Source organism: Parabacteroides sp. AM17-47 (assembly GCF_003434625.1).
GTDB lineage: Bacteria > Bacteroidota > Bacteroidia > Bacteroidales > Tannerellaceae > Parabacteroides > Parabacteroides distasonis.
On sequence record NZ_QTLI01000018.1, the window covers coordinates 46220 to 66711 of the forward strand.

Below are 20492 nucleotides of genomic sequence, written 5' to 3' on the forward strand. Positions count from 1 at the left end.
CGGAAAAATAATAAAGCCCGCTGTGGTGGATTACTTTAACGGGCTTGACTCAACGAGAAAAGATATGAATCCGCATTTAACTTTGCTTAAGTACGGTTGTTTGGCAATAATTTTGGCCCTGCTTTATTTTAAAGTGGGGCTTTCTTGTTTTTCTCGTAAAGTTTCCTCATTTTTATATCGCCAAATATTATTTGCTTGGTGTTGTAAGCCAATTACAATTGGCATTGAATTTATTGGGCTAGGATTAATAATATATTGTAGTTTCCCTTAAAAATAACCTTTATGCAAAACTATACACAACAGCCTTCTGTTTCAAGAGTTATTCCTCCTTCACGAAAAATAAATAAATGTGTGGGTATAGAAGAATTTTTACAAAGATCGAAACAACCCAATTTTTCGATGAGAGTAGCGCAGTTAGGGAAGGGAGATACCGTAACCCCTGATAAAGAAGACTCAAAAGTAACAGAGGGTGCCCTCGGACATCAAGTAGATAAGGCTCATATAAATGTAAAACAAAATCGAAAACTTAATCGAATATGCGGAGCTTTAAATCCGGATGTTTATCCTCCAATAGGGCCAGTGAGACAGAGTCTTTTTACTGTGATTGCTCAGATTAATCAAGGAGAGAAAATAGATGGAACATTGCAGGGGAGCTTGACAGGGTTAATGTGTGCTTCTATTGATGCTGCTATACTAGGACCAATATATCCGATGCAATATGACATGGTTGTTATTATGGCCCCTCTAAGCTATTGGCTGAATTACCCAGAATCTGCTGATATTGGTGTTTTATCTAGGCTAAGAACATTACGCTTACAAATGGCTCTACGTGATCGGTTATCTATTATAGCGCATCGTGGTATGGGAGCTACGAACCGTTCATTTGGAGGATTGATTCGAGATGATGATCCCGCAAGACAGCGCCCCATTGAAAATTCGCCATTAGCATTTGATATGGCATTACAAAATGCCGCTAGTCAATCTAATCCAGAAGGTATTGATGGCATAGAATGCGATGTTTTTTTGTCACAAGATGGTCTACCTATAATAAGTCACGATAGTAATATTTATGACCAAATGACAGCCGTACGTCGTGATTTATTTGGAAAGAAGAGAATGTCAATAAGAGATATGAGTTCTAGAGATTTGATTAAGACTAGTAGAAGTGATCCTAAAGGTGGAAGGAATGACCTATCAACGGCTTTTTTATGTCTAACAGATTTGCTATCAATGGTACTTCCTGTGGCTGTTGAATATGCTCATTTTTGTGGAAAAGCTTTTAGGTTTGAAATCGAAATGAAAGGAATGGAAAAGGAAAGAGATTTGGTTGCTGCCACAGCTAGAGCTGTTAATCATTTTAAGAAAACTAATCCAAATGCCGCATGTCTTGAGATAATAATGTTTAATGGAACTCCACAGGATATTCTACGGTTTGCTGAAACTAGAGTCCAAAAAACAAGGATGGGAGGAATGCTCGTTGGTTTGGGTAAATCTCCTCTGGAGCAGGCAGTGGGAGCTATAGATGAAGATAGATCTAAGGTTGTACCTTCTAGCTTAATTGATATAACTCATAATCGGATTTTGTTGCCTAGTGTTCAAGGTCGGGAAACAATGGTTTGGGATATAGATGAATATAGAGAATCTCTCGCCCTTCGAAGTAAGGAGGATCCTTTACTGTCTTCTCCTGATTATATTAGAACTTATGTATTACCAGCAGAGATGCCTTTATTTAATCCGGAGGGAAAAGTTCAATGTCTGGAATTTTCAAGAAAGGATATCGATTGCTATTTACCTTTATTTAAAACTTGTCTAGATAAAAGCGATCCATCAGATCTTTTCAAGAAAGTTTGTGCTGATGCAGATGAACTGAGAGCAGATGCAGATCGACTGATAAAGGATGCGGATCGGCTGATAGAGGATGATCAGTATGATCAACTGGATGTAGCTGCAAGTTTACTGAACATATATTTCCGGCTGAAGATGCATGCAAGTGAGCTGGAAGCAAAAGCCGAACGTCTAGTTAAGGGTGTTGAATGGCGTTGGAATATTGAATATGGTAGACGGCATTATATTGGTGATTTTGATAGTCAATTAGGTGAATTGATAGAATCTCGAACGGTGCATGTATTAACTGATTTTCCTGAAAGAGTGGGTGAAACAAGAGCTAGGCTTCAATCTAGTGCTCTATCTGTTAAATCTTAATGCAAGTGCCAATAATAAAGTTTGGAACGACTTAAGATTAAGTCAGAAGAATATGCGAAAGGCATATTTATTAGGCTTTAAAATTGCCGCTTCTGAAGCTGTTCCTTTGAATGACCTGCCAGAAGGTTGGTAATAAATATCAAGTTACGCATTGCTAATTCAAAAACTTTTGCCATATTCACATCGCCTAAACATTGTTGAACCTTATTGAGCTCTCTTTTATAGTGTAATCCGTAGATCGGGTTCCGATATTAACAATCGGTGGGCACACGATATGAGAGGGTTCGCTAATTTATATCATGGACTATAAACCTTTCTCTGGAATTGATTTAGACAATTCTTTTTTTGACTCACTAAAAGCTGATTACAAAGAGTTCGAAACATGGTTTAAGAAAAAGCAAACTGATGGCTCAAAAGCTTATATTGAAATAGATAAATCCACGAATAAGATGGTTGGCTTTCTCTACGTTAAAGTTGAAGATGGGGAGATTAATGATGTTGTTCCTGTGCTATCTGCTAAGCGAAGAATAAAGGCAGGAACATTTAAGGTAGATGCTCATGGTACGAAATATGGAGAGCGCTTCATAAAGAAAATAATGGATTATGCGGTTGCAGAAAATGCGGAAGAAGTGTATTTAACAGTGTTCTCAAAACATACTGGACTAATTTCTTTAATATCTAGATATGGTTTTATTCCCAAGGCAACGAAAATAACTCAAAATGGAACCGAACAAGTTTACGTCAAGGATATGAAATTATATACAGGCAATGTTTTACTTGATTATCCGCTTATCAAAAAAGCAGGCTGCAAAAAGTATTTACTATCCATCTATCCAAAATATCATACTCGTTTATTTCCGGATTCGATATTAAATAATGAAAGCTATGATGTCGTTCAAGATATAGCGCCAACTAACAGCATTCATAAAATCTATATATGTTATATGTATGGATGTGCTAATCTGAAGCCTAAAGATTTGTTACTTATATACCGGACGAGTGATGGAAAAGGTCCGGCAAAATACAGGAGTGTTGTTACATCGGTGTGTGAAGTTCAAGAGATAAAAACAAGACGTAGTTTTAAAAACGTGGAGGAGTTCACGAAATATAGCTCGGCTTATAGTATCTTTGCGGAAAAGGAGTTGAAGGAAATCTGGGAACAAGTAGATCCTAAAACAAATAGGCCTAAGCAGTTATATGTTATAAAGATGACATATAATGCTGCATTAGGTAAACGTGTTATCAATGATGATTTAAAAAGCAAATATGGAATTGGTATTGCACTTGACACGTATTGGGGGTTTATTCCGTTGACTGACGATCAATTTCAAAATGTATTAAAAGGAGGAAACGTAAATGAAAATATTGTTGTCGATTAAGCCGGAGTTTGTGGAAGAGATATTCTCCGGAAGAAAGAAATTTGAATATAGGAAGGCTATTTTTACAAACAAGAAGGTTACTTCTGTAATAGTCTATTCTACTATGCCTGTTGGTAAAATAGTGGGCGAGTTTACCATTGAAGAGGTTTTGGTGGATGAACCTCAGTCGATTTGGAGGAAAACCAGAAAGTTCTCTGGCATAACAAAAAGGTTCTTTGACGATTATTTTACAGGAAAGCATCAGGCATATGCGATAAAGGTTGGAACATTGTTACCCTATGAAAAACCTATTGATCCTTACGAAAAGTGGGATTCATTTGTAGCCCCCCAATCCTTTAGATATATAGATGATTTTATTAATGAGCCAGAATTAGAATTTGCTTATTAAATAAGACATGAAACACCTAATCTGTATCCTATTTGCAGCTATGATTAGCATAATTCTACTGCAGAAACATAAAGGACTTCAGAAAAAGTTTGATAACAACTCATGGGAAGATATTAAGATTAAGCCTCTGAAGCTACTTCTTTAAATGATTCGGAAGATGGGGTATAAATATCAAGTTATACATTGCGAATCCAAAAACATTTGCCATATTCATGTCGCCCAAACATTGTTGAACCTTATATGTATCCTCTCTCATTGCGTAAGGATGGAAAATCTGATTGAGTAGGCATAAAATAACAAAAGGGAATATCCAGCAATGGGTATTCCCTAAATGTTTGATATATGTTAAACAGTGGAGCATATCGGACTCGAACCGATCACCTACAGACTGCCAGTCTGTCGCTCTAGCCAGATGAGCTAATGCCCCGTCTTGTTAATTCATGTGCAAATATAAGGCTTTTCTTGATATATGCGCTATCTTTGTATAAGAAATTTCAAGAGAAAGGAAAGAAGATGATAGTTTATAATACGACTTTTCATATCCATAAGGATATCGTGGATGAGTGTCTGGAATATTTGAAGAATAGTTATATACCGAAAGCCTCCGAGAGCGGTATCCTTTATAGTCCTTATTTGAGACGGATCTTGGATTCGCGGAATGAGGAAGGTGAAAGTTTTTCCGTACAGTTTCATACGAGGGATATCGATTCGTTGAATGAGTGGGTGCGTAAGGAAGGCGGAGCCTTGCAGCAAGATTTGATAGGACGTTATAAAGAGAAAATCGCAGGATTCTCTACCCTGTTGGAAGATATAGAGCTACCTAAATGATCAAGGACCGTATTATATTAGGCATAGACCCCGGTACGATCGTGATGGGATACGGAATCTTGAAGATCGAGGGGAATAAACCGAAGCTGGAAGCTATGGGAATCCTGCAATTGAATAAATATGAGGATCATTATCTCCGTCTGCGTAAGATATTCGAACGGGTCTTGGCCTTGATCGATCAATACCATCCGGATGAGTTGGCTATCGAGGCGCCTTTCTTCGGGAAGAACGTACAGAGTATGTTGAAACTCGGAAGGGCACAAGGAGTAGCGATGGCGGCGGCCTTGGAGCGGGATATCCCGATCTTCGAGTACGCCCCTCTAAAAATCAAGCTCTCGATCACGGGGAATGGAAATGCGGCGAAAGAACAAGTGGCCGGCATGCTACAACGCTATCTGAAGATACCGGATGAGTCTATGCTTCCGCAATTGGACGCTACGGATGGGTTGGCGGCGGCTGTTTGTCATTATTTCCAAACCAATAATCCGATCTCGGAAAAGAAGTATACGGGATGGAAGGATTTTATCGCTAAGAACCCCGGGAAAGTCCGCTGATATGAGCTTAAAAAACATAGTTATGAAATTCTCAAACCATAACTAAGGTTCAAAGAATTCATAACTATGTTTTTATTTAGCCTAAACTGACCTTATTCTTATACGATACCTTGAGCCATCATAGCTTTCGCTACTTTCATGAAGCCTGCGATATTTGCGCCTTTTACATAATTGATATATTCGCCATCTTTACCGTGAGCTACGCATTGTTCGTGGATTGCGCTCATGATCTGATGTAATTTAGCGTCTACCTCGGCGGCAGTCCATGAGATATGCATAGCGTTCTGGGTCATCTCCAATCCGGAAGTAGCCACACCACCGGCGTTGACAGCCTTACCCGGAGCGAATAATTGCTTATGCTCGATGAACAAGTCTACAGCCTCAGCCGTACAACCCATGTTAGAAACCTCAGCTACGCACAAAGTCTTGTTCTCGATCAACTTACGAGCGTCAGCCTCGTTCAACTCATTCTGGGTAGCGCATGGCAAGGCTATATCTACTTTTTGTTCCCAAGGTTTCTTGCCGGGATAGAAGGTAGAGCCCGGGAATTCGTCTGCGTAAGGAGCTACGATATCATTTCCGGAATTACGCAATTCCAACATATAGTCGATCTTCTCGCCGGAGATACCCGCCGGATCATAGATATATCCGTCAGGACCGGAGATAGTAACCACTTTAGCGCCCAACTCGGTTGCCTTTGTAGCGGCACCCCAAGCCACGTTGCCGAAACCGGAGATGGCGACCGTCTTGTCCTTGATATCGATTCCGTGAGTCTCCAGCATTTGATGTACGAAATAAAGAGCGCCGAAGCCGGTAGCTTCCGGACGAAGGATAGAACCTCCGAACTCCATGCCCTTACCCGTGAACGTACCTGTGTTCTCGCGAGCCAATTTCTTGTACATACCGTACATATAACCAACCTCACGGCCACCTACGCCTATATCGCCAGCCGGAACATCCCTGTCCGGACCAAGATTACGCCATAATTCAAGAATAAACGCTTGGCAGAAACGCATGATCTCGGCATCGCTCTTTCCTCTCGGAGCGAAATCGGAACCACCTTTGCCACCACCCATCGGAAGGGTTGTCAAAGCGTTTTTAAATGTTTGCTCGAATCCTAAGAATTTCAAGATAGACAAGTTAACGGACGGGTGGAAACGGATGCCTCCCTTGTACGGGCCGATTGCGTTGTTGAACTGAACACGGTATCCCAAGTTAACTTGTATCTCACCTTTATCATCTACCCAAGGCACACGGAAAGTGAAAATACGTTCCGGCTCAACTAGGCGTTCAATGATTTTCGCTTTCTCAAATTCCGGATGTTGGTTGTACACTTCCTCAATTGATAAAAGCACTTCTTTTACTGCTTGCAAATACTCCTTTTCTCCCGGATGTTTTGCCTCTAGCGCTGATAAAATAACTTCAGTCTTCATAGCATTTATATTCTTTAAAAGGATAACATTCTGTTGGCAAATGTAGGTAATTCTTTGGAATGACCAAGAGTTTCGCTTACTTTTTATCAGTGAAAACCTAAAAATCTTCAGTTAGAGTCAGAATGCGTACTTTCATGTTTCAATAGTTATTATTTTTCCTTACATTTGACTCGAATAATTCTATCAGAATCTATTATGAGCGGTATACCGAACTTAAAAGACTTGGTGTTCAGAGACACCCCGTTTGCCAATCTAATGAATAAGCGTATATATAATGTATTGCTTATCGCTACGAAATATGATTCCTTCATGCTGGAAGATGACGGGCGTGTAGATGAGCAGATATTTAACGAATATACTTCCTTAAGCCTCCGTTACCCACCCCGGTTTACGCAGGTGACTACCGAGGAGGAGGCTTTGAATGAGTTGAAGAACCGGAACTTCGAATTGATCATTTGCATGCCGAATATGGATAACCGGGATATATTCGCTGCGGCGAGCGAGATAAAGGTGCATTATCCGAATATCCCGATCGTTGTATTGACTCCTTTCTCGAAAGAGGTGTCTAAGCGGATCGCCAACGAGGATCTGAGCGCTATCGATTATGTGTTCAGCTGGTTGGGTAACTCGGAGTTGTTACTGGCGATTATCAAGTTGATCGAGGATAAGATGAACGCTCCGGACGATACGGCCAGCGTGGGCGTACAGATCATCTTGTTGGTGGAGGATTCCATTCGTTTCTATTCGTCCGCTTTGCCTCATTTATATAAGTTCGTGCTGGAGCAGAGCCAAATGTTCGCGAAGGAGGCGTTGAACGATCACCAGCGTACGTTGCGTATGCGGGGTCGTCCGAAGATCAAATTGGCCCGGAATTACGAGGAGGCGGTACGTATTTTTGATCAGTATCGGGATAATATGTTGGGTATTATCTCGGATATGAGTTTTATGCACAATGGCGTGAAAGATCCGTATGCCGGTTATAAGTTCGGACAGTATGTACGGAAAACGGGTTTGATCATTCCTTTCGTGCTGGAATCTTCGGAGGCCAGCAACCATGTGTACGCGAAGGAACTGAACGCCTCGTTTATCGATAAGAATTCCAAGAGTTACCCGCAGGATTTGAAAAAGAAGATCATGCAGCGTTTCGGCTTCGGCGATTTCGTGATCCTGAATCCGCATACGAAAGAGGAGATCATGCGCATCAAGGATTTGAAAGACCTTCAAAAGAAAGTCTTCCAGATTCCCGACGATTCGTTGGTTTACCATCTCTCCCGGAATCATTTCTCCCGTTTCTTTTATTCCCGTGCCATGTTTCCGCCCGCCGAGGTTTTGAAGCATGTGGACGTGAGTGACTATAAGGATATGGATGAGGCTCGGAAATTGATTTTCGACTTGATCGTGCAATATCGCCGGATGAAGAACACGGGTGTCGTGGCGGTTTATCAGAAGGATCGTTTTGATGAGTATAGTAATTTTGCCCGTATCGGTGACGGTTCGCTGGGAGGTAAGGGTAGAGGTCTTGCCTTTATCGGTGCGATGGTGAAGCGATACCCTAAGCTGGAGAGTGATAATTTTGCCGTGAATATCCCGAAGACGGTCGTGATCTGTACCGATATCTTCGACGAGTTCATGGAGACGAACGAGTTGTATCCGGTAGCGCTGGGCGATGCGGACGACGAGACGATCCTCCGGTATTTCTTGCGGGCCAGCTTGCCCTCCCGTTTAATCGAGGACTTGATGGCTTTCTTCGATGTGGTGAAAAGCCCGATCGCCGTGCGTTCCTCCAGCCTGCTGGAAGATTCGCATTATCAACCTTTCGCCGGGATCTATTCTACGTATATGGTACCTAAGATCGAGGAGAAATACGATATGCTCCGTACGGTGAGCGACGCTATCAAGGCGGTGTATGCCTCTGTCTTTTATAAGGACAGTAAGGCGTATATGACGGCTACCTCGAACTTGATCGATCAGGAGAAGATGGCTATCGTCTTGCAAGAAGTGGTGGGCTCCCGTTATAATGATCATTTCTATCCGACGATGTCGGGCGTGGCCCGTTCCTTGAATTTCTATCCGATCGGTAACGAGAAGGCGGAAGATGGGATCGCGAATATCGCCTTGGGATTGGGTAAGTATATCGTCGACGGCGGGCAAACCTTGCGTTTCTCTCCCCGACATCCCCATAGTATCTTGCAGATGAGTACGATGGATTTCGCTCTTAGGGAAACGCAGACTCGTTTCTATGCCTTGGATTTGAAGAATATGGCGGAGGCTTTCTCGGTGGATGATGCCTTTAACTTGGTGAAGCTGGGTTTGAAGGACGCTGACGCTGAAGGTTCCTTGAAATATATTGTCTCTACATACGATCCGTACGATCAGATTATCCGTGACGGTTATTATCCGGGCGGTCGTAAGATCCTTTCTTTCGTGAATATCCTACAGCATGACGTATTCCCGCTGGCGGATACGTTGGATCAGATCTTACGGATCGGGCAGCAGGAAATGGGTCGTCCGGTCGAGATTGAGTTCGCTGTCAACATGGACCCTTCGGATCATACAAGGGCGACTTTCTATCTGTTGCAAATCCGTCCGATCGTAGATAATAAAGAGATTATGGACGAGGATCTGAGCTTGGTGAAGAACGAGGAAACCATCCTTTCTTCTACCAGTGTTTTGGGGCATGGTATCGTTGGCGACGTACAGGATATTATCTATGTGAAGACGGGCGCTTTTAATTCATCCAATAATCAGTTGATCGCTTATGAGATCGAGAAGATGAACCGTTCGTTCACCGATCAGGAGAAAGGATACGTATTAGTCGGCCCCGGCCGATGGGGGAGCAGCGACTCTTGGTTGGGTATTCCGGTGAAATGGCCGCATATCAGTAACGCACGGGTGATCGTGGAGTGCGGATTGGAGAATTATCGGGTAGACCCGAGTCAAGGTACCCATTTCTTCCAGAACCTGACTTCGTTCGGAGTGGGCTATTTTACGGTTAATCCATTTAAGGGAGATGGTTGGTTCGATGAGGCGTTCTTGAATGCGCAACCTGCCGTAGAGGAGACGGAATATCTTCGTCATGTACGTTTTGATGCTCCGATTACGATTAAGATGGATGGGAAGAAAAGTCTTGGCGTGGTATTGAAACCATAAAAAGATAGCGTTTCAAGAGAAGATAGTTGTTTGTGGATTTGCGAGACGAGCCGGTAAGACGGGGCTCGCGAATCCATTTTTTATTTCAAGTGGAAAGTGGCAAGAACCGCTTTGTGGTCGGTAGGCCAGATTCCAAGGGGAGTCATGATCGGGTCGGAGGTCTCTTCCGTCTCTCTTTGCCCACGGAGGATGTCACCTTTCGGACCGATGATACATACATCTGTAAGCGTTAATCCCTCGAATGGAGCGTAATGGATGAAATCGATGCGATCTCTATCGTCCGCTTTCGGCGACCAAACTAATTTCTCTAAAGCGATATCCTTACAGTCCGCCGGGCAGGTAAGTCCCGGATGAGTTACAGGGTTCGGGAAGATCTCACGGTACGTATCTTTGAAGCCGTCTTTCTCCAGCATGACGGATACGTGCCAAGGAACAACCAATCCTTGGTGGTCTCTCATCTCTTTGGTCGCCTCGGTCCAGTCCAGATGGGAAGGCTCGTTAAAGTCCCCTCCGAGGATAACGATCCGTCCAGCTTCCCGATCCTTTTTCGCCTCTTTTAGGAAGCAAGCGATAGCGTCGTCACGGACAGATTGTTCGTTCAACCATAGGAGTGTATCCAGATTGGTGACAGGAGGTTCCTCGTCCCATGTATTTCCGTCGTATCCACGGGCATCGTAATAAGCGCAATTGCGATAATCCAGATGGGCGGTGTAAAGAGCTACCTCGGTATCGCCGATGTGGGTAATGGCCTTGTACATACTACCCCTGTCATCGTTCAAGGGATAGACGGTCGTGCTATCTGTGATCGGGTAGCGGCTTAACAGACCGGAATCCTCGGTGTAGAAAGAATAGTACGTTTGTCCTCTTTGCTGCAACGCTTCCACGATCCGGTCGCAAAAACGGGTCTGATGATAATTACGTACCTCGCTTAACGTAACGAAATCAGCGTTACTTCTTACGATCTCGTCAGCGATAGCGTCAAAGCCTCCTTTTACGACAGCGCCTTCCTGCCAGATGTTGAATTGAAGAACCTTGAAAGTCTTCTCTTGCTGGCAAGAGCTGAGGCCCAGCGCGATCAACAAGAGTAAGTAGATAAAACTAGTTTTTTTCATGTGTGAAATATTTTGTTAGATGTTTTGTCGTAGCCATTCCTCGGCGGCGGCCAAGGTTTCCGGCTTGCCGATATCCAATAGTTTTAGGTTATCCGCCATATAAGCCCTGATATCGGTTTTGGCGCAAATAGCCAGATAGAAGTTAATGATAGAGAACTTTCCGGTCCATTCTTCCATCAGCTCCAATATCTTGGGCGAGAGTACGTGGATTCCGCTAAAGGCGTACTCGTTGTGTTGATCCGGGTCAAAATAGGGATAGTAAGATTTTACCTCGCCGGTCTCATGATTACGCCAACCACACAGTCTATTCTCCTTATTAAATAATAGATAACGTGAGGTATTGCGCTGGCTGACGAGTAAGGTAGCCAACGGGTTCGTTTGTACATGGGTATCGTATAGTTTCTTGAGATCCACGTTCGATAAGATATCGACATTATGTATCAAGAAAGGCTCGTTCCCGCATAAAAGAGAAGTGGCCTTCTTGATTCCTCCTCCCGTATCCAGCAGATAATCGCTCTCGTCCGAGATTTCGATCCGGACACCGAAGTTGTTGTTCGCCTCCAGAAAATCCACGATCTGGTTGCCTAAATGGTGGATATTGATCACGATCTGGTCGAAACCGGAGGATTTCAGTTTCAGTATGACGTGTTCTAGCATCGGTTTGCCCCCGATAGGTATAAGCGCTTTTGGCGTGTGATCGGTTAACGGCTTCAGTCTGGAACCAGTACCGGCCGCGAAAATCATAGCTTTCATAATGTAGGGTTAAAGAGTTGTTCTATATTTTGTTCTCTATGTACTAAATGTACTTTTACTCCGAACTTGGTGTTAAGATGTTCCGCCAGATGCTGTGCGGAATAGACCGAACGGTGCTGTCCTCCCGTACATCCGAAACAAATCATCAAATTGGTGAATCCACGATCCATATATCGTTTTACCGAGGCGTCTACGATATGGTAGACATGCTCGAGGAAGTTCGTGATCTCCCCGTCATCCTCCAAGAACTGGATCACTGGCTCATCCAAACCGGTGAAATGGTTGTAACGCTCGTATTTACCGGGGTTATTTATCGCACGGCAATCGAATACGAATCCACCTCCGTTCCCGCTAGGGTCGTTCGGGATTCCTTTTTTATAGGCGAAGCTCATGACCTTTACTTCCAGCATATGTTTCTGGATATCGTCCGTGAATTGTTTCAACCCGGTAAGCTCACGAAGGACGGAGCATAAATAGGGATATTCCGGATAGTCATTCTTCAATAACTGCCGCAGGTTCTCGATTGCGAACGGGACGCTTTGGATGAAATGGGGTTTTTTCTCGAAATATCCCCGGAAACCATAAGCCCCCAATACCTGCAAGGTCCTAAACAGGACGAAATGGCGCAGCTGGCTATGGAAGTAAGCCTCGTCTACCGGGATATATTTACGTAGGGCCGTGATATAATCCGATAGTAATTCATTCCTCAGATCCTCCGGATATTTCGCTTTCGCCTGCCAAAGGAAGGAAGCCACGTCGTAATAAACCGGGCCTTTTCGTCCACCTTGAAAATCAATAAACCAAGGCTCTCCGTCCTTTACCATAACATTGCGTGACTGGAAATCACGGTATAGGAACGTGGCGGATGAACTGCGTAACAATACGTCGCTCATCTTCAAGAAATCATCTTCCAGACGGTTTTCTTGAAACTCCATCCCGGTAGCCTTTAAGAAACAGTACTTGAAATAATTCAAGTCCCAAAGGATAGACCGTTGGTTGAACTCGGCTTGCGGATGGCAATACGAGAAATCGAAACCGTCGGACCCCAAGAACTGGATGTCGGGGAGTTTGGTGATCGTCTTGTGTAATAAACGGCGTTCCTCCTCGTCGAATACACTGCTTTTACGGCCTTTCTCGATGGCGTTGAAAAGAAGCGTATCTCCTAAATCTTCTTGGATATAAAATGAATGGTCGTCCGAGCTGGCATATACTTGCGGTACGGGTAAGCCCTTCCCCCGGAAATGTTTTGCCATATAGATAAAAGCCTCGTTCTCCTCAATAGAAGTGCCACTAACTCCAATCAACGTCTCAGGACCTTTTATCCTGAAATACCGGCGGTTAGAGCCGGATGACGGTAACTCCGTTATTTCCTCTGCCGGTGATCCGGTATATGATTGGTATAGCTTCCTAAGTTCTTCTGTTATCATACTTATCGATTTACGGCACTAAGATACCGCTTTTTAATTGAAAATTAAGAATTGAAAATTGAAAATTGGGACTTCGTCGGAAATAAGAAAGGGGAATAGCCTCTCAAAGCCTATCCCCCTCGCTTATATGATCATCAATCGCTCCTCTCTAACTAATTTTCAATTCTCAATTCTTAATTTTCAATTACCTAGAGTATTCCTTGTGCCATCATAGCCTTAGCTACCTTCATGAAGCCGGCTACGTTGGCGCCTTTCACGTAGTTTACGTAACCATCCTCTTGCTTTCCGTATTTTACGCATTGCTCGTGGATGTTTTCCATGATGCTTTGAAGTTTCTGGTCTACTTCCTCGCTGCTCCAGCTTAACTTCTGTGCGTTCTGAGTCATCTCAAGACCGGAAACGGATACACCACCTGCGTTAGCGGCCTTACCCGGAGCGTAAAGGATCTTGGCCTCAAGGAATGCGTCGATAGCTTCTGGTGTAGAAGGCATGTTAGCACCCTCGGATACGGCGAAGCAACCGTTGGCCAATAAAGTCTTGGCATCGTCGCCGTTCAACTCATTCTGGGTTGCGCTCGGCATAGCGATGTCGCATTTCTCTCCCCAAGGACGAGCGCCTTGTACATATTTGCATCCGTATTGCTCCGCGTATTCACGGATACGGCCACGATACAAGTTCTTCAACTCCATGATATAATCCAGTTTCTCACGGTCGATACCATCCGGATCATAGATATAACCGTCGGAATCAGACATCGTGACAACTTTCGCTCCAAGACTGATTAATTTCTCTACCGTATATTGAGCCACGTTTCCGGAACCTGATACACAAACTACCTTGTCCTTGATATCAATGTTGCGGGTTTTCAGCATCTGCAACAAGAAATATACGTTTCCGTAACCTGTAGCTTCCGGACGGATCAAGGAACCTCCGAACTCGATACCCTTACCCGTGAATGTGCCCGTATTCTCACGAGCCAATTTCTTGTACATTCCATACATATAAGCCACCTCACGTCCGCCTACACCGATATCGCCGGCGGGAACATCCGTGTCCGGACCGATATGGTGCCATAACTCAAGGATGAAGGCTTGGCAGAAACGCATGATCTCAGCGTTTGACTTTCCTCTCGGGCTAAAGTCGGAACCTCCTTTACCACCACCCATCGGCAATGTAGTCAGTGAATTTTTAAACGTTTGCTCAAAAGCCAAGAACTTAAGGATCGATTGGTTTACGGAAGCGTGGAAACGGATACCGCCTTTGTACGGGCCGATAGCGTTGTTGTGCTGGATACGGTAACCCATGTTCGTCTGGATTTGTCCCTTATCGTCCATCCAAGTTACACGGAAAGAGAAAATGCGATCGGGGATACAAAGGCGCTCGATCAAGTTGCTTTTCTCAAATTCCGGATGCTCGTTGTAAGCTTCCTCGATAGTCCCTAAAACCTCTGATACTGCTTGATGATATTCCGGTTCGTTCGGAAATCTTCTTTTCAAGTTGTCTAAAACTTCACTTGCCTTCATGACTGAATTTTATATTTAGAATGTTATACCATTTTGTTATCCGTACGCCGTTTGTTTAACGACGTGGCAAAGGTAAGCTAATTTTTGACACTAGCAAATAATTGAAAGAGAAAATGCGTAAAAAATATCATTTAGATATATTAAGTTTGAAAAAACGACGAAATGTTATTCATCTCTATGCTTGAAACTCTTATAGATCGGAACGAACACAATGATAGCGGAGGCTACAAGGGCAAATATGACGTCGAAATTGATCGTTTCGCTGTATACAAGCAGCATGTAGCATAAGACACCCCATAGTAAGGTGATACATACGGCTTGACTATTTGTTATCTTTCTGCGTGCCATTGATTACATTTGTTTAGTTTGAGGAAATAAGCGATCCGAAGTAAATCACCAAAGCCAAAAAGACAGCTATGATGACGAATAGGATCATGATTTGTTTCTCTAAGGGATATTTTCGTAGAAAAGGGATATGACGTGCGAATCCGGCGACTTGTTCTACCGGTTCCGCTTGCTCGTCTTCCCGGGGTAGGTCGTAACCGCCTTCCTCCATGATCTTCATGGCTCGGGGAACGTCGCTTTCCAGAATCTCCACCCGTGCGCCGCCTACGTCTACGTAACCGGCCATGATCTGGCTGCTTAACTCATTGCGGAGATAACATTCTATCCCTTCCGACCTCAACAGGGCCATCAGCGGTTGGGCATCCGCCGGATAGGTGAACCGGGCTATTTCTACGATCTTGTCCATGGTATTTGTTTTTCTGCAAATGTAAGTAGACAATCACGAATTAACCGTGTTTTTTATTGTAATTTACTTTTTTTATACGTGAAAATATGAAACAGTATGATTTAGCGGAGGGTATGCGGATGTATATAGCCCGATTGAGAGAGCAAGGACGTTATTCGTCCGCCAAGAGTTATCAAGATGCCTTGAATTCATTCCTGCGTTTTTGTGGGCAGGAGGTGATTCCTTATACCCGTATCGACCGGGAAATGCTTTTGAGGTATCAAGACTATTTGCGGGACCGGGAATGCTCGTGGAATACGGTGTCTACCTATATGCGTAGGATTCGCCGTGTGTATGGGTTGGCGATGGAGAATGGGGAGGCTCCTTTTTCCCGTTATTTGTTCAAGGGAATTTTCATGGGAGTGAAAAGCAAACAGAAGAAGGCGTTGCCTACGGAATCCTTGCGTTTGTTGATGACCGCTCCGTTGGATGATTCGGGGCTGCGGAAAACACAGCGGGCATTGTGTTTGATGTTCTTGTTTTGCGGTATGGCGTTTGTCGATTTCGCTCATTTGAAAAAGAGTGATATCCGGAATGGTGTCTTGAGGTATAACCGCCAGAAGACGGGTACACCGATGTTGGTCGAGATACAGCCTGTGGCCAAGGAGTTGTTGGCTGCGTTAATGACCGACACGCTTAGGGATTCTCCTTATCTATTCACTTTCTTGAGTGGGACGAAAACGGGTGAAGAGGCCTTCCGGGAATATACCTCTGCCTTGGCTGATTTCAACAGTTCCTTGAAGGAACTGGCAAATGCCTGTGGTGTGACGGAAATGGTTACCTCGTACTCAATCCGTCACTCTTTCGCTACGACCTTGAAGGAACAGGGTGTACCGATCGAGATGATCAGCGAATTGCTGGGACACCAATCAATCAAGACGACGCAAATCTATTTGAAGAGCTTCTCTTTGGATAAGATGTCTGCGGTGAACAAGGCTTGCTTCGAGAGCATATATAATAATGTATCAAAGGTGGGGTAGGCGATCGGCTACTTGGGAAGTAGCGTAATCTTCCACGCCGCAAATTTAGTAAAAAACACCGAATAACAAACAATTTTTAGGCTTTGTGTAAGCTTTGTTTGTTTTCTGAATTTATCTTTCCTCGATTTTTCGTTTCTATTCGTGGTGTATGGGCACGACAATGGAGACGAAACGACCTCATATTTCCTGCATCATCACGTCTCCAAAAAAAATCGTACGAACATCGTGTAGAGACGGGGCGTGTCCCGTCTCATCCCCTCAAATGGGTATTTTAAATTACTGCCAGACGGTGGGAGACGGAGCACGCTCCGTCTCTACAACTGGGTAATAATCATTTCCTATCTTTTACGCTACTTCCCAAGTAGCCGATCTTCCACGTCCCGATAGAAGAGATATTGACATGGTTTCTATTGCTTTAAAATTTTCGGGAATAGAAAACGATATTTGATTTAAGTATTAGATTATCAGTGTGTTAATAGAATACGCTGATATGGCATTGAAGTATCTATGGGTCATGATCTTCCCCCTTTACCATTGCGTGATGTCCACACCGTAAGATGGTATGTGTTATCTCTTCCCGCTTGTCACAAAGGTCCAGCCAAAGGTTTGCGGAAGGAGTTAGATCGCAGGGTGCGTTTGGGCGAGCCTACGTTCGATTTTTTCGCCCCCTCTTTCGTGGAGATGCATCGCCGTGAGGGGCGTTTGGTGGAGACTCACCGTCCGTTACTCTACAATTATGTGTTTATCCGCTCTTCTGTGTATGAGATCTTCCGTTTGAAACGAGATTTTCCCTTGTATAATTTCCTGCCTAGCGTGGATGGCCGTGGCTCATATCCTTTTGTCTCCGATCGTGAGATGGAAAACTTGCGTTGGGTGGCCCGTTCTTACTCGGATGAGCTTCCGGTGTATGTGCCGGAAGCGGGTTATTTGCGTAAAGGTGACCGGATACGCATCACGGATGGTCGTTTCAAAGGTGTTGAGGCAAGTGTAGTAATACAGCCCGGTGTTGGCGAGCGGGAGGTAATGGTATGCGTGGACAACTGGATGTGGGTTCCTTTATTGCGTGTTCAGCCGGGCGAGTATGAGGTGATCAGCTTGGCCGAGGAAGGCAAGCATGTATATACCCGTTTGGACAATTCCCGGATACAAAATGGTCTTCATGAGGCGTTGGGCCGTCATTGGGGGGATGGTGGCGTTACGGCTATAGATCGTGAGCTGGCGACCGAGACCTTGCGTGCCTATGGAGAGTTACAGTTGGATTCTGCCGTGATGCGGTGCAAGCTCTATTCCCTCTTGTTGCCCGCCTATACGATACTAGGGGACGAGGAGCGGCAAAAGTCGTTGATCGGAACGATCGTCTCGTTCTTACCCTTGATTCGTGCGGAACAGTCGTTGGCATTATTACTACTTACGCTTTATGGTTGTACGGATAGCAGTATCTATTATTATCGTGCGCACGAGTTGATCGATCCGTGGAGCCGGGAATCCTCCCCGAAGAAGAGTAAATTATTCTTGATCCGTCGGTTAGCCGACTACGACCGCTGGCTAAAACACGTGGGAATTGAAAATTAAAAATTCAAAACATGCCTTCTCTTCCTTCTGGCATACGCTTGGTTACGTTACTAAACGAGCATCTGAGCGAGATCATGGATCGTGAGCGCACGAACCGTACCTCGATCCATTTATATTGTACGGGTCCTTATTGGGTGGCTTTCGAGCGTTCTGCCTATCAGTTGTGTCTCACCTTCCCGGATAGCGAGATCACGCCGCTGCGCCTGTTCGCCTACCCGTTCCCGATCGTGATGGTGTCCGTGACGGATCGCTCGTTGCGTTCGTACGCCCGTAAACATATTTTGAGGCAGGACGAGACGGATTACGTGGTGCTGACCGTCCCCGAATCCTCCTTGACTGACTACCGAAGATGGCATGCCGGTGAGGTGGAGGGCTTGCCCCAGCTGACATGAACCAAAAATTTTATTCATGATGAACCTTTTTTCTAAACTCTCAACGTGGTATTTCTCAAGGAAAGCGTTGCCGTATTGGAGCATTATCCTGTTGGATTGCTTGGTGATCCTGTTTTCAGGCTTGCTGGTATATGCCTTGAATAACGGGATCTTCGCCACGATGGGCATCTTTTGGCACCTGTCGCTCACGTGGGGTGTTTGCCTAGTGCCTTATCTGGTGGGCTTTAGGCTGTTCCGTACGTATTCGGGCATCATTCGTTACTCTTCCTTCGTGGATTTGCAACGGGTGGGCTTCGCCGTGCTGTTCGGTGTGGTTTGCGTGGTGACCTTCCAAGAGTTTACGGATTTTTCGCCTTACTTGGTGTATATCCGTAAACGAGACCTTGTGCTATCCTCCCTGCTGGCGATGAGCTTGATGTGGGCGATGCGTGTGTTCGTGAAGTATTTCTACGTGACGACCTTTCGCCAGTCGAAGGCTGAGCGTGCCTTTATCTTCGGCGTGAAGCAGGGCGGTATCAGTTTGGCGAAGAGCATCCAGAACCAAGATCCCGCACAGTACGTGCTGGCAGGCTTCGTCTCGGAGGCCGGGAACATGCAGAATCGTATATTGATGGGAGTGCGTGTGTACCCTTTCGATGAGGAGCTGATCGATGCGATGCGCCGGGAGCGGGCGACGATCCTTTTCGTCTCCCCCTTGAAGAGCGACTCCATCCGGGAACAGCCGGATATGGTGGCCCGTTTGGCGGAGGCGGGGATCAAGATCTACGTGACCCCGGCGGCACAAGAATGGGATGGCAGGAGCGATTTGACACATACACAACTCCGGAAGGTTGAGATCGAGGATCTGCTTCCCCGGGAAAAGATAGAGATAGACATGGAGGCGGTGGGCCGCTTGCTTCGTGGTCAACGCATCCTGATAACGGGAGCCGCCGGCAGCATCGGTGGCGAGATGGTGCGCCAGATCGCCTCGTTCACTCCGGATCGCTTGATCTTGGTAGATCAGGCGGAGACCCCCTTGCACGACATCCGCTTGATGATGGCGAGGGATTGGCGGGATATCAACGCCTATACCTTGGTGGCGGACATCGCTAACAAGTCTCGCATGGAGGAGATCTTCTCGGAGCATCGCCCCGCCTACGTGTTCCATGCGGCGGCTTATAAGCACGTTCCGATGATGGAGGATAATCCTTGCGAGAGTGTGGGTAACAACGTGGACGGTACCCGTGTGATCGCCGACTTGGCCGTGAAGTATGGCACGAGGAAGTTCGTGATGATCTCCACGGACAAGGCGGTGAATCCTACGAATGTGATGGGTTGCTCGAAGCGCATCTGCGAGATTTACGTGCAGAGCCTCGACAAAGCGATCAAGGAGGGCCATGTGGAAGGCGTGACGCAGTTCGTTACGACCCGCTTCGGCAACGTGCTGGGTTCTAACGGCTCCGTGATCCCATTGTTCCGTGAACAGATTGCCAAGGGCGGTCCCGTGACAGTGACGCATCCGGATATCATCCGTTTCTTCATGCTGATCCCGGAGGCCTGCCGGTTGGTATTGGAGGCGGGTACGATGGGTAACGGTGGGGAGATCTTCGTCTTCGACATGGGCAAACCCGTGCGTATCATCGACTTGGCGAAACGTATGATTCAGCTTTCGGGCGCCAAGAACGTAGAGGTCCGGTTTACGGGTCTTCGTGCCGGCGAGAAGCTGTACGAGGAGGTACTGAACGACGAGGAGATCACGCTGCCTACCTTCCATCCGAAGATCAAGATCGCCAAGGTACGGGAGTACGATTATGATACGGTTTGCCAAGATATAGATGAACTCGTCGGCCTAGGCCGCTCGAGGGACGATATGGCCATCGTGGGCAAGATGAAGGCGATCGTCCCCGAGTTCAAAAGCCGGCACTCTAAGTACGAGGTCTTGGATGGATAGCTTGTCGTTACTTTTCTCTTGAAAGAAAAGTAACCAAAAGTTCAAGGCTTAACCGGACGGGCTACTCCGAGACCTACGC

At 45.4% G+C, this 20492-nt stretch carries 17 protein-coding genes and 1 tRNA gene; 10 read left to right on the top strand and 8 right to left on the bottom strand.

Going from position 1 to position 20492, the window contains the following annotated elements; translation table 11 throughout:
* Nucleotides 1-282 precede the first annotated feature (282 nt).
* The 3 genes from DW205_RS15165 to DW205_RS15175 all read left to right on the top strand — a co-directional run bounded on the left by DW205_RS15165 (nt 283) and on the right by DW205_RS15175 (nt 3969).
* Nucleotides 283-2202, top strand: a complete 1920-nt coding sequence (locus DW205_RS15165) for a glycerophosphodiester phosphodiesterase family protein (RefSeq protein ID WP_005868532.1) — start codon at nt 283-285, stop codon at nt 2200-2202.
* A 299-nt stretch (nt 2203-2501) separates the two neighbouring features.
* On the top strand, nt 2502-3581 hold the full coding sequence (locus DW205_RS15170; protein WP_005868533.1) for a hypothetical protein: 1080 nt from the start codon (nt 2502-2504) through the stop codon (nt 3579-3581).
* 10 nt (nt 3582-3591) lie between these two features.
* Entirely contained in the window at nt 3592-3969 is a 378-nt protein-coding gene (locus DW205_RS15175; RefSeq protein WP_233523154.1) for a hypothetical protein, read from the top strand.
* A 353-nt stretch (nt 3970-4322) separates the two neighbouring features.
* On the opposite strand, the gene DW205_RS15180 is transcribed toward DW205_RS15175, so the two are convergent.
* A tRNA-Ala gene (locus tag DW205_RS15180) sits at nt 4323-4396 on the bottom strand.
* Between the two features lie 86 nt (nt 4397-4482).
* Between DW205_RS15180 and DW205_RS15185 the strand changes: the two genes are divergently transcribed.
* Both DW205_RS15185 and ruvC read left to right on the top strand, forming a co-directional pair.
* On the top strand, nt 4483-4797 hold the full coding sequence (locus DW205_RS15185; protein WP_005868538.1) for a DUF4286 family protein: 315 nt from the start codon (nt 4483-4485) through the stop codon (nt 4795-4797).
* Entirely contained in the window at nt 4794-5351 is a 558-nt protein-coding gene (gene ruvC / locus DW205_RS15190) for a crossover junction endodeoxyribonuclease RuvC (RefSeq protein ID WP_005858764.1), read from the top strand. Before DW205_RS15185 ends, ruvC begins: the two co-directional genes overlap by 4 nt.
* A gap of 98 nt (nt 5352-5449) precedes the next feature.
* On the opposite strand, the gene gdhA is transcribed toward ruvC, so the two are convergent.
* Nucleotides 5450-6784 carry an NADP-specific glutamate dehydrogenase gene (gene gdhA / locus DW205_RS15195; RefSeq protein ID WP_005868539.1) on the bottom strand — a complete coding sequence of 445 codons (1335 nt, stop codon included), beginning with the start codon at nt 6782-6784 and terminating at the stop codon, nt 5450-5452.
* Between the two features lie 195 nt (nt 6785-6979).
* On the opposite strand from gdhA, the gene DW205_RS15200 reads away from it, so the two are divergent.
* Complete coding sequence (locus DW205_RS15200) at nt 6980-9934, top strand: PEP/pyruvate-binding domain-containing protein (RefSeq protein ID WP_005868540.1); 2955 nt, start codon at nt 6980-6982, stop codon at nt 9932-9934.
* An 80-nt stretch (nt 9935-10014) separates the two neighbouring features.
* Here the strand turns inward: DW205_RS15200 and DW205_RS15205 are convergent, their stop codons facing one another.
* The 6 genes from DW205_RS15205 to DW205_RS15230 form a co-directional block, all read right to left on the bottom strand.
* On the bottom strand, nt 10015-11046 hold the full coding sequence (locus tag DW205_RS15205; protein ID WP_005868542.1) for an endonuclease/exonuclease/phosphatase family protein: 1032 nt from the start codon (nt 11044-11046) through the stop codon (nt 10015-10017).
* A 15-nt stretch (nt 11047-11061) separates the two neighbouring features.
* Nucleotides 11062-11799: a nucleotidyltransferase family protein gene (locus DW205_RS15210; protein ID WP_005858756.1), complete on the bottom strand. Its 738-nt coding sequence runs from the start codon at nt 11797-11799 to the stop codon at nt 11062-11064.
* On the bottom strand, nt 11796-13226 hold the full coding sequence (locus DW205_RS15215) for an RNase adapter RapZ (protein ID WP_005868544.1): 1431 nt from the start codon (nt 13224-13226) through the stop codon (nt 11796-11798). Before DW205_RS15215 ends, DW205_RS15210 begins: the two co-directional genes overlap by 4 nt.
* A 188-nt stretch (nt 13227-13414) precedes the next feature.
* Nucleotides 13415-14749 carry an NADP-specific glutamate dehydrogenase gene (locus tag DW205_RS15220; RefSeq protein ID WP_005858752.1) on the bottom strand — a complete coding sequence of 445 codons (1335 nt, stop codon included), beginning with the start codon at nt 14747-14749 and terminating at the stop codon, nt 13415-13417.
* A 165-nt stretch (nt 14750-14914) separates the two neighbouring features.
* Nucleotides 14915-15097, bottom strand: a complete 183-nt coding sequence (locus DW205_RS22565; RefSeq protein ID WP_005868546.1) for a hypothetical protein — start codon at nt 15095-15097, stop codon at nt 14915-14917.
* A 13-nt stretch (nt 15098-15110) separates the two neighbouring features.
* Nucleotides 15111-15500 carry a DUF2007 domain-containing protein gene (locus DW205_RS15230; RefSeq protein WP_005858748.1) on the bottom strand — a complete coding sequence of 130 codons (390 nt, stop codon included), beginning with the start codon at nt 15498-15500 and terminating at the stop codon, nt 15111-15113.
* 86 nt (nt 15501-15586) lie between these two features.
* Here DW205_RS15230 and DW205_RS15235 point away from each other — a divergent pair, with 86 nt between their 5' ends.
* The 4 genes from DW205_RS15235 (at nt 15587) to DW205_RS15255 (ending at nt 20413) form a co-directional block, all read left to right on the top strand.
* A complete protein-coding gene (locus tag DW205_RS15235; RefSeq protein ID WP_005868548.1) occupies nt 15587-16519 on the top strand; it encodes a site-specific integrase in 933 nt (310 codons plus the stop codon).
* A 507-nt stretch (nt 16520-17026) separates the two neighbouring features.
* A complete protein-coding gene (locus DW205_RS15245; RefSeq protein WP_005868550.1) occupies nt 17027-18091 on the top strand; it encodes a transcription termination/antitermination protein NusG in 1065 nt (354 codons plus the stop codon).
* 11 nt (nt 18092-18102) lie between these two features.
* The gene (locus DW205_RS15250; RefSeq protein ID WP_005868553.1) at nt 18103-18483 is read left to right on the top strand and encodes a hypothetical protein; all 381 of its coding nucleotides are present in this window, start codon (nt 18103-18105) and stop codon (nt 18481-18483) included.
* 16 nt (nt 18484-18499) lie between these two features.
* The gene (locus tag DW205_RS15255; protein ID WP_008777944.1) at nt 18500-20413 is read left to right on the top strand and encodes a nucleoside-diphosphate sugar epimerase/dehydratase; all 1914 of its coding nucleotides are present in this window, start codon (nt 18500-18502) and stop codon (nt 20411-20413) included.
* Nucleotides 20414-20492: the final 79 nt, after the last annotated feature.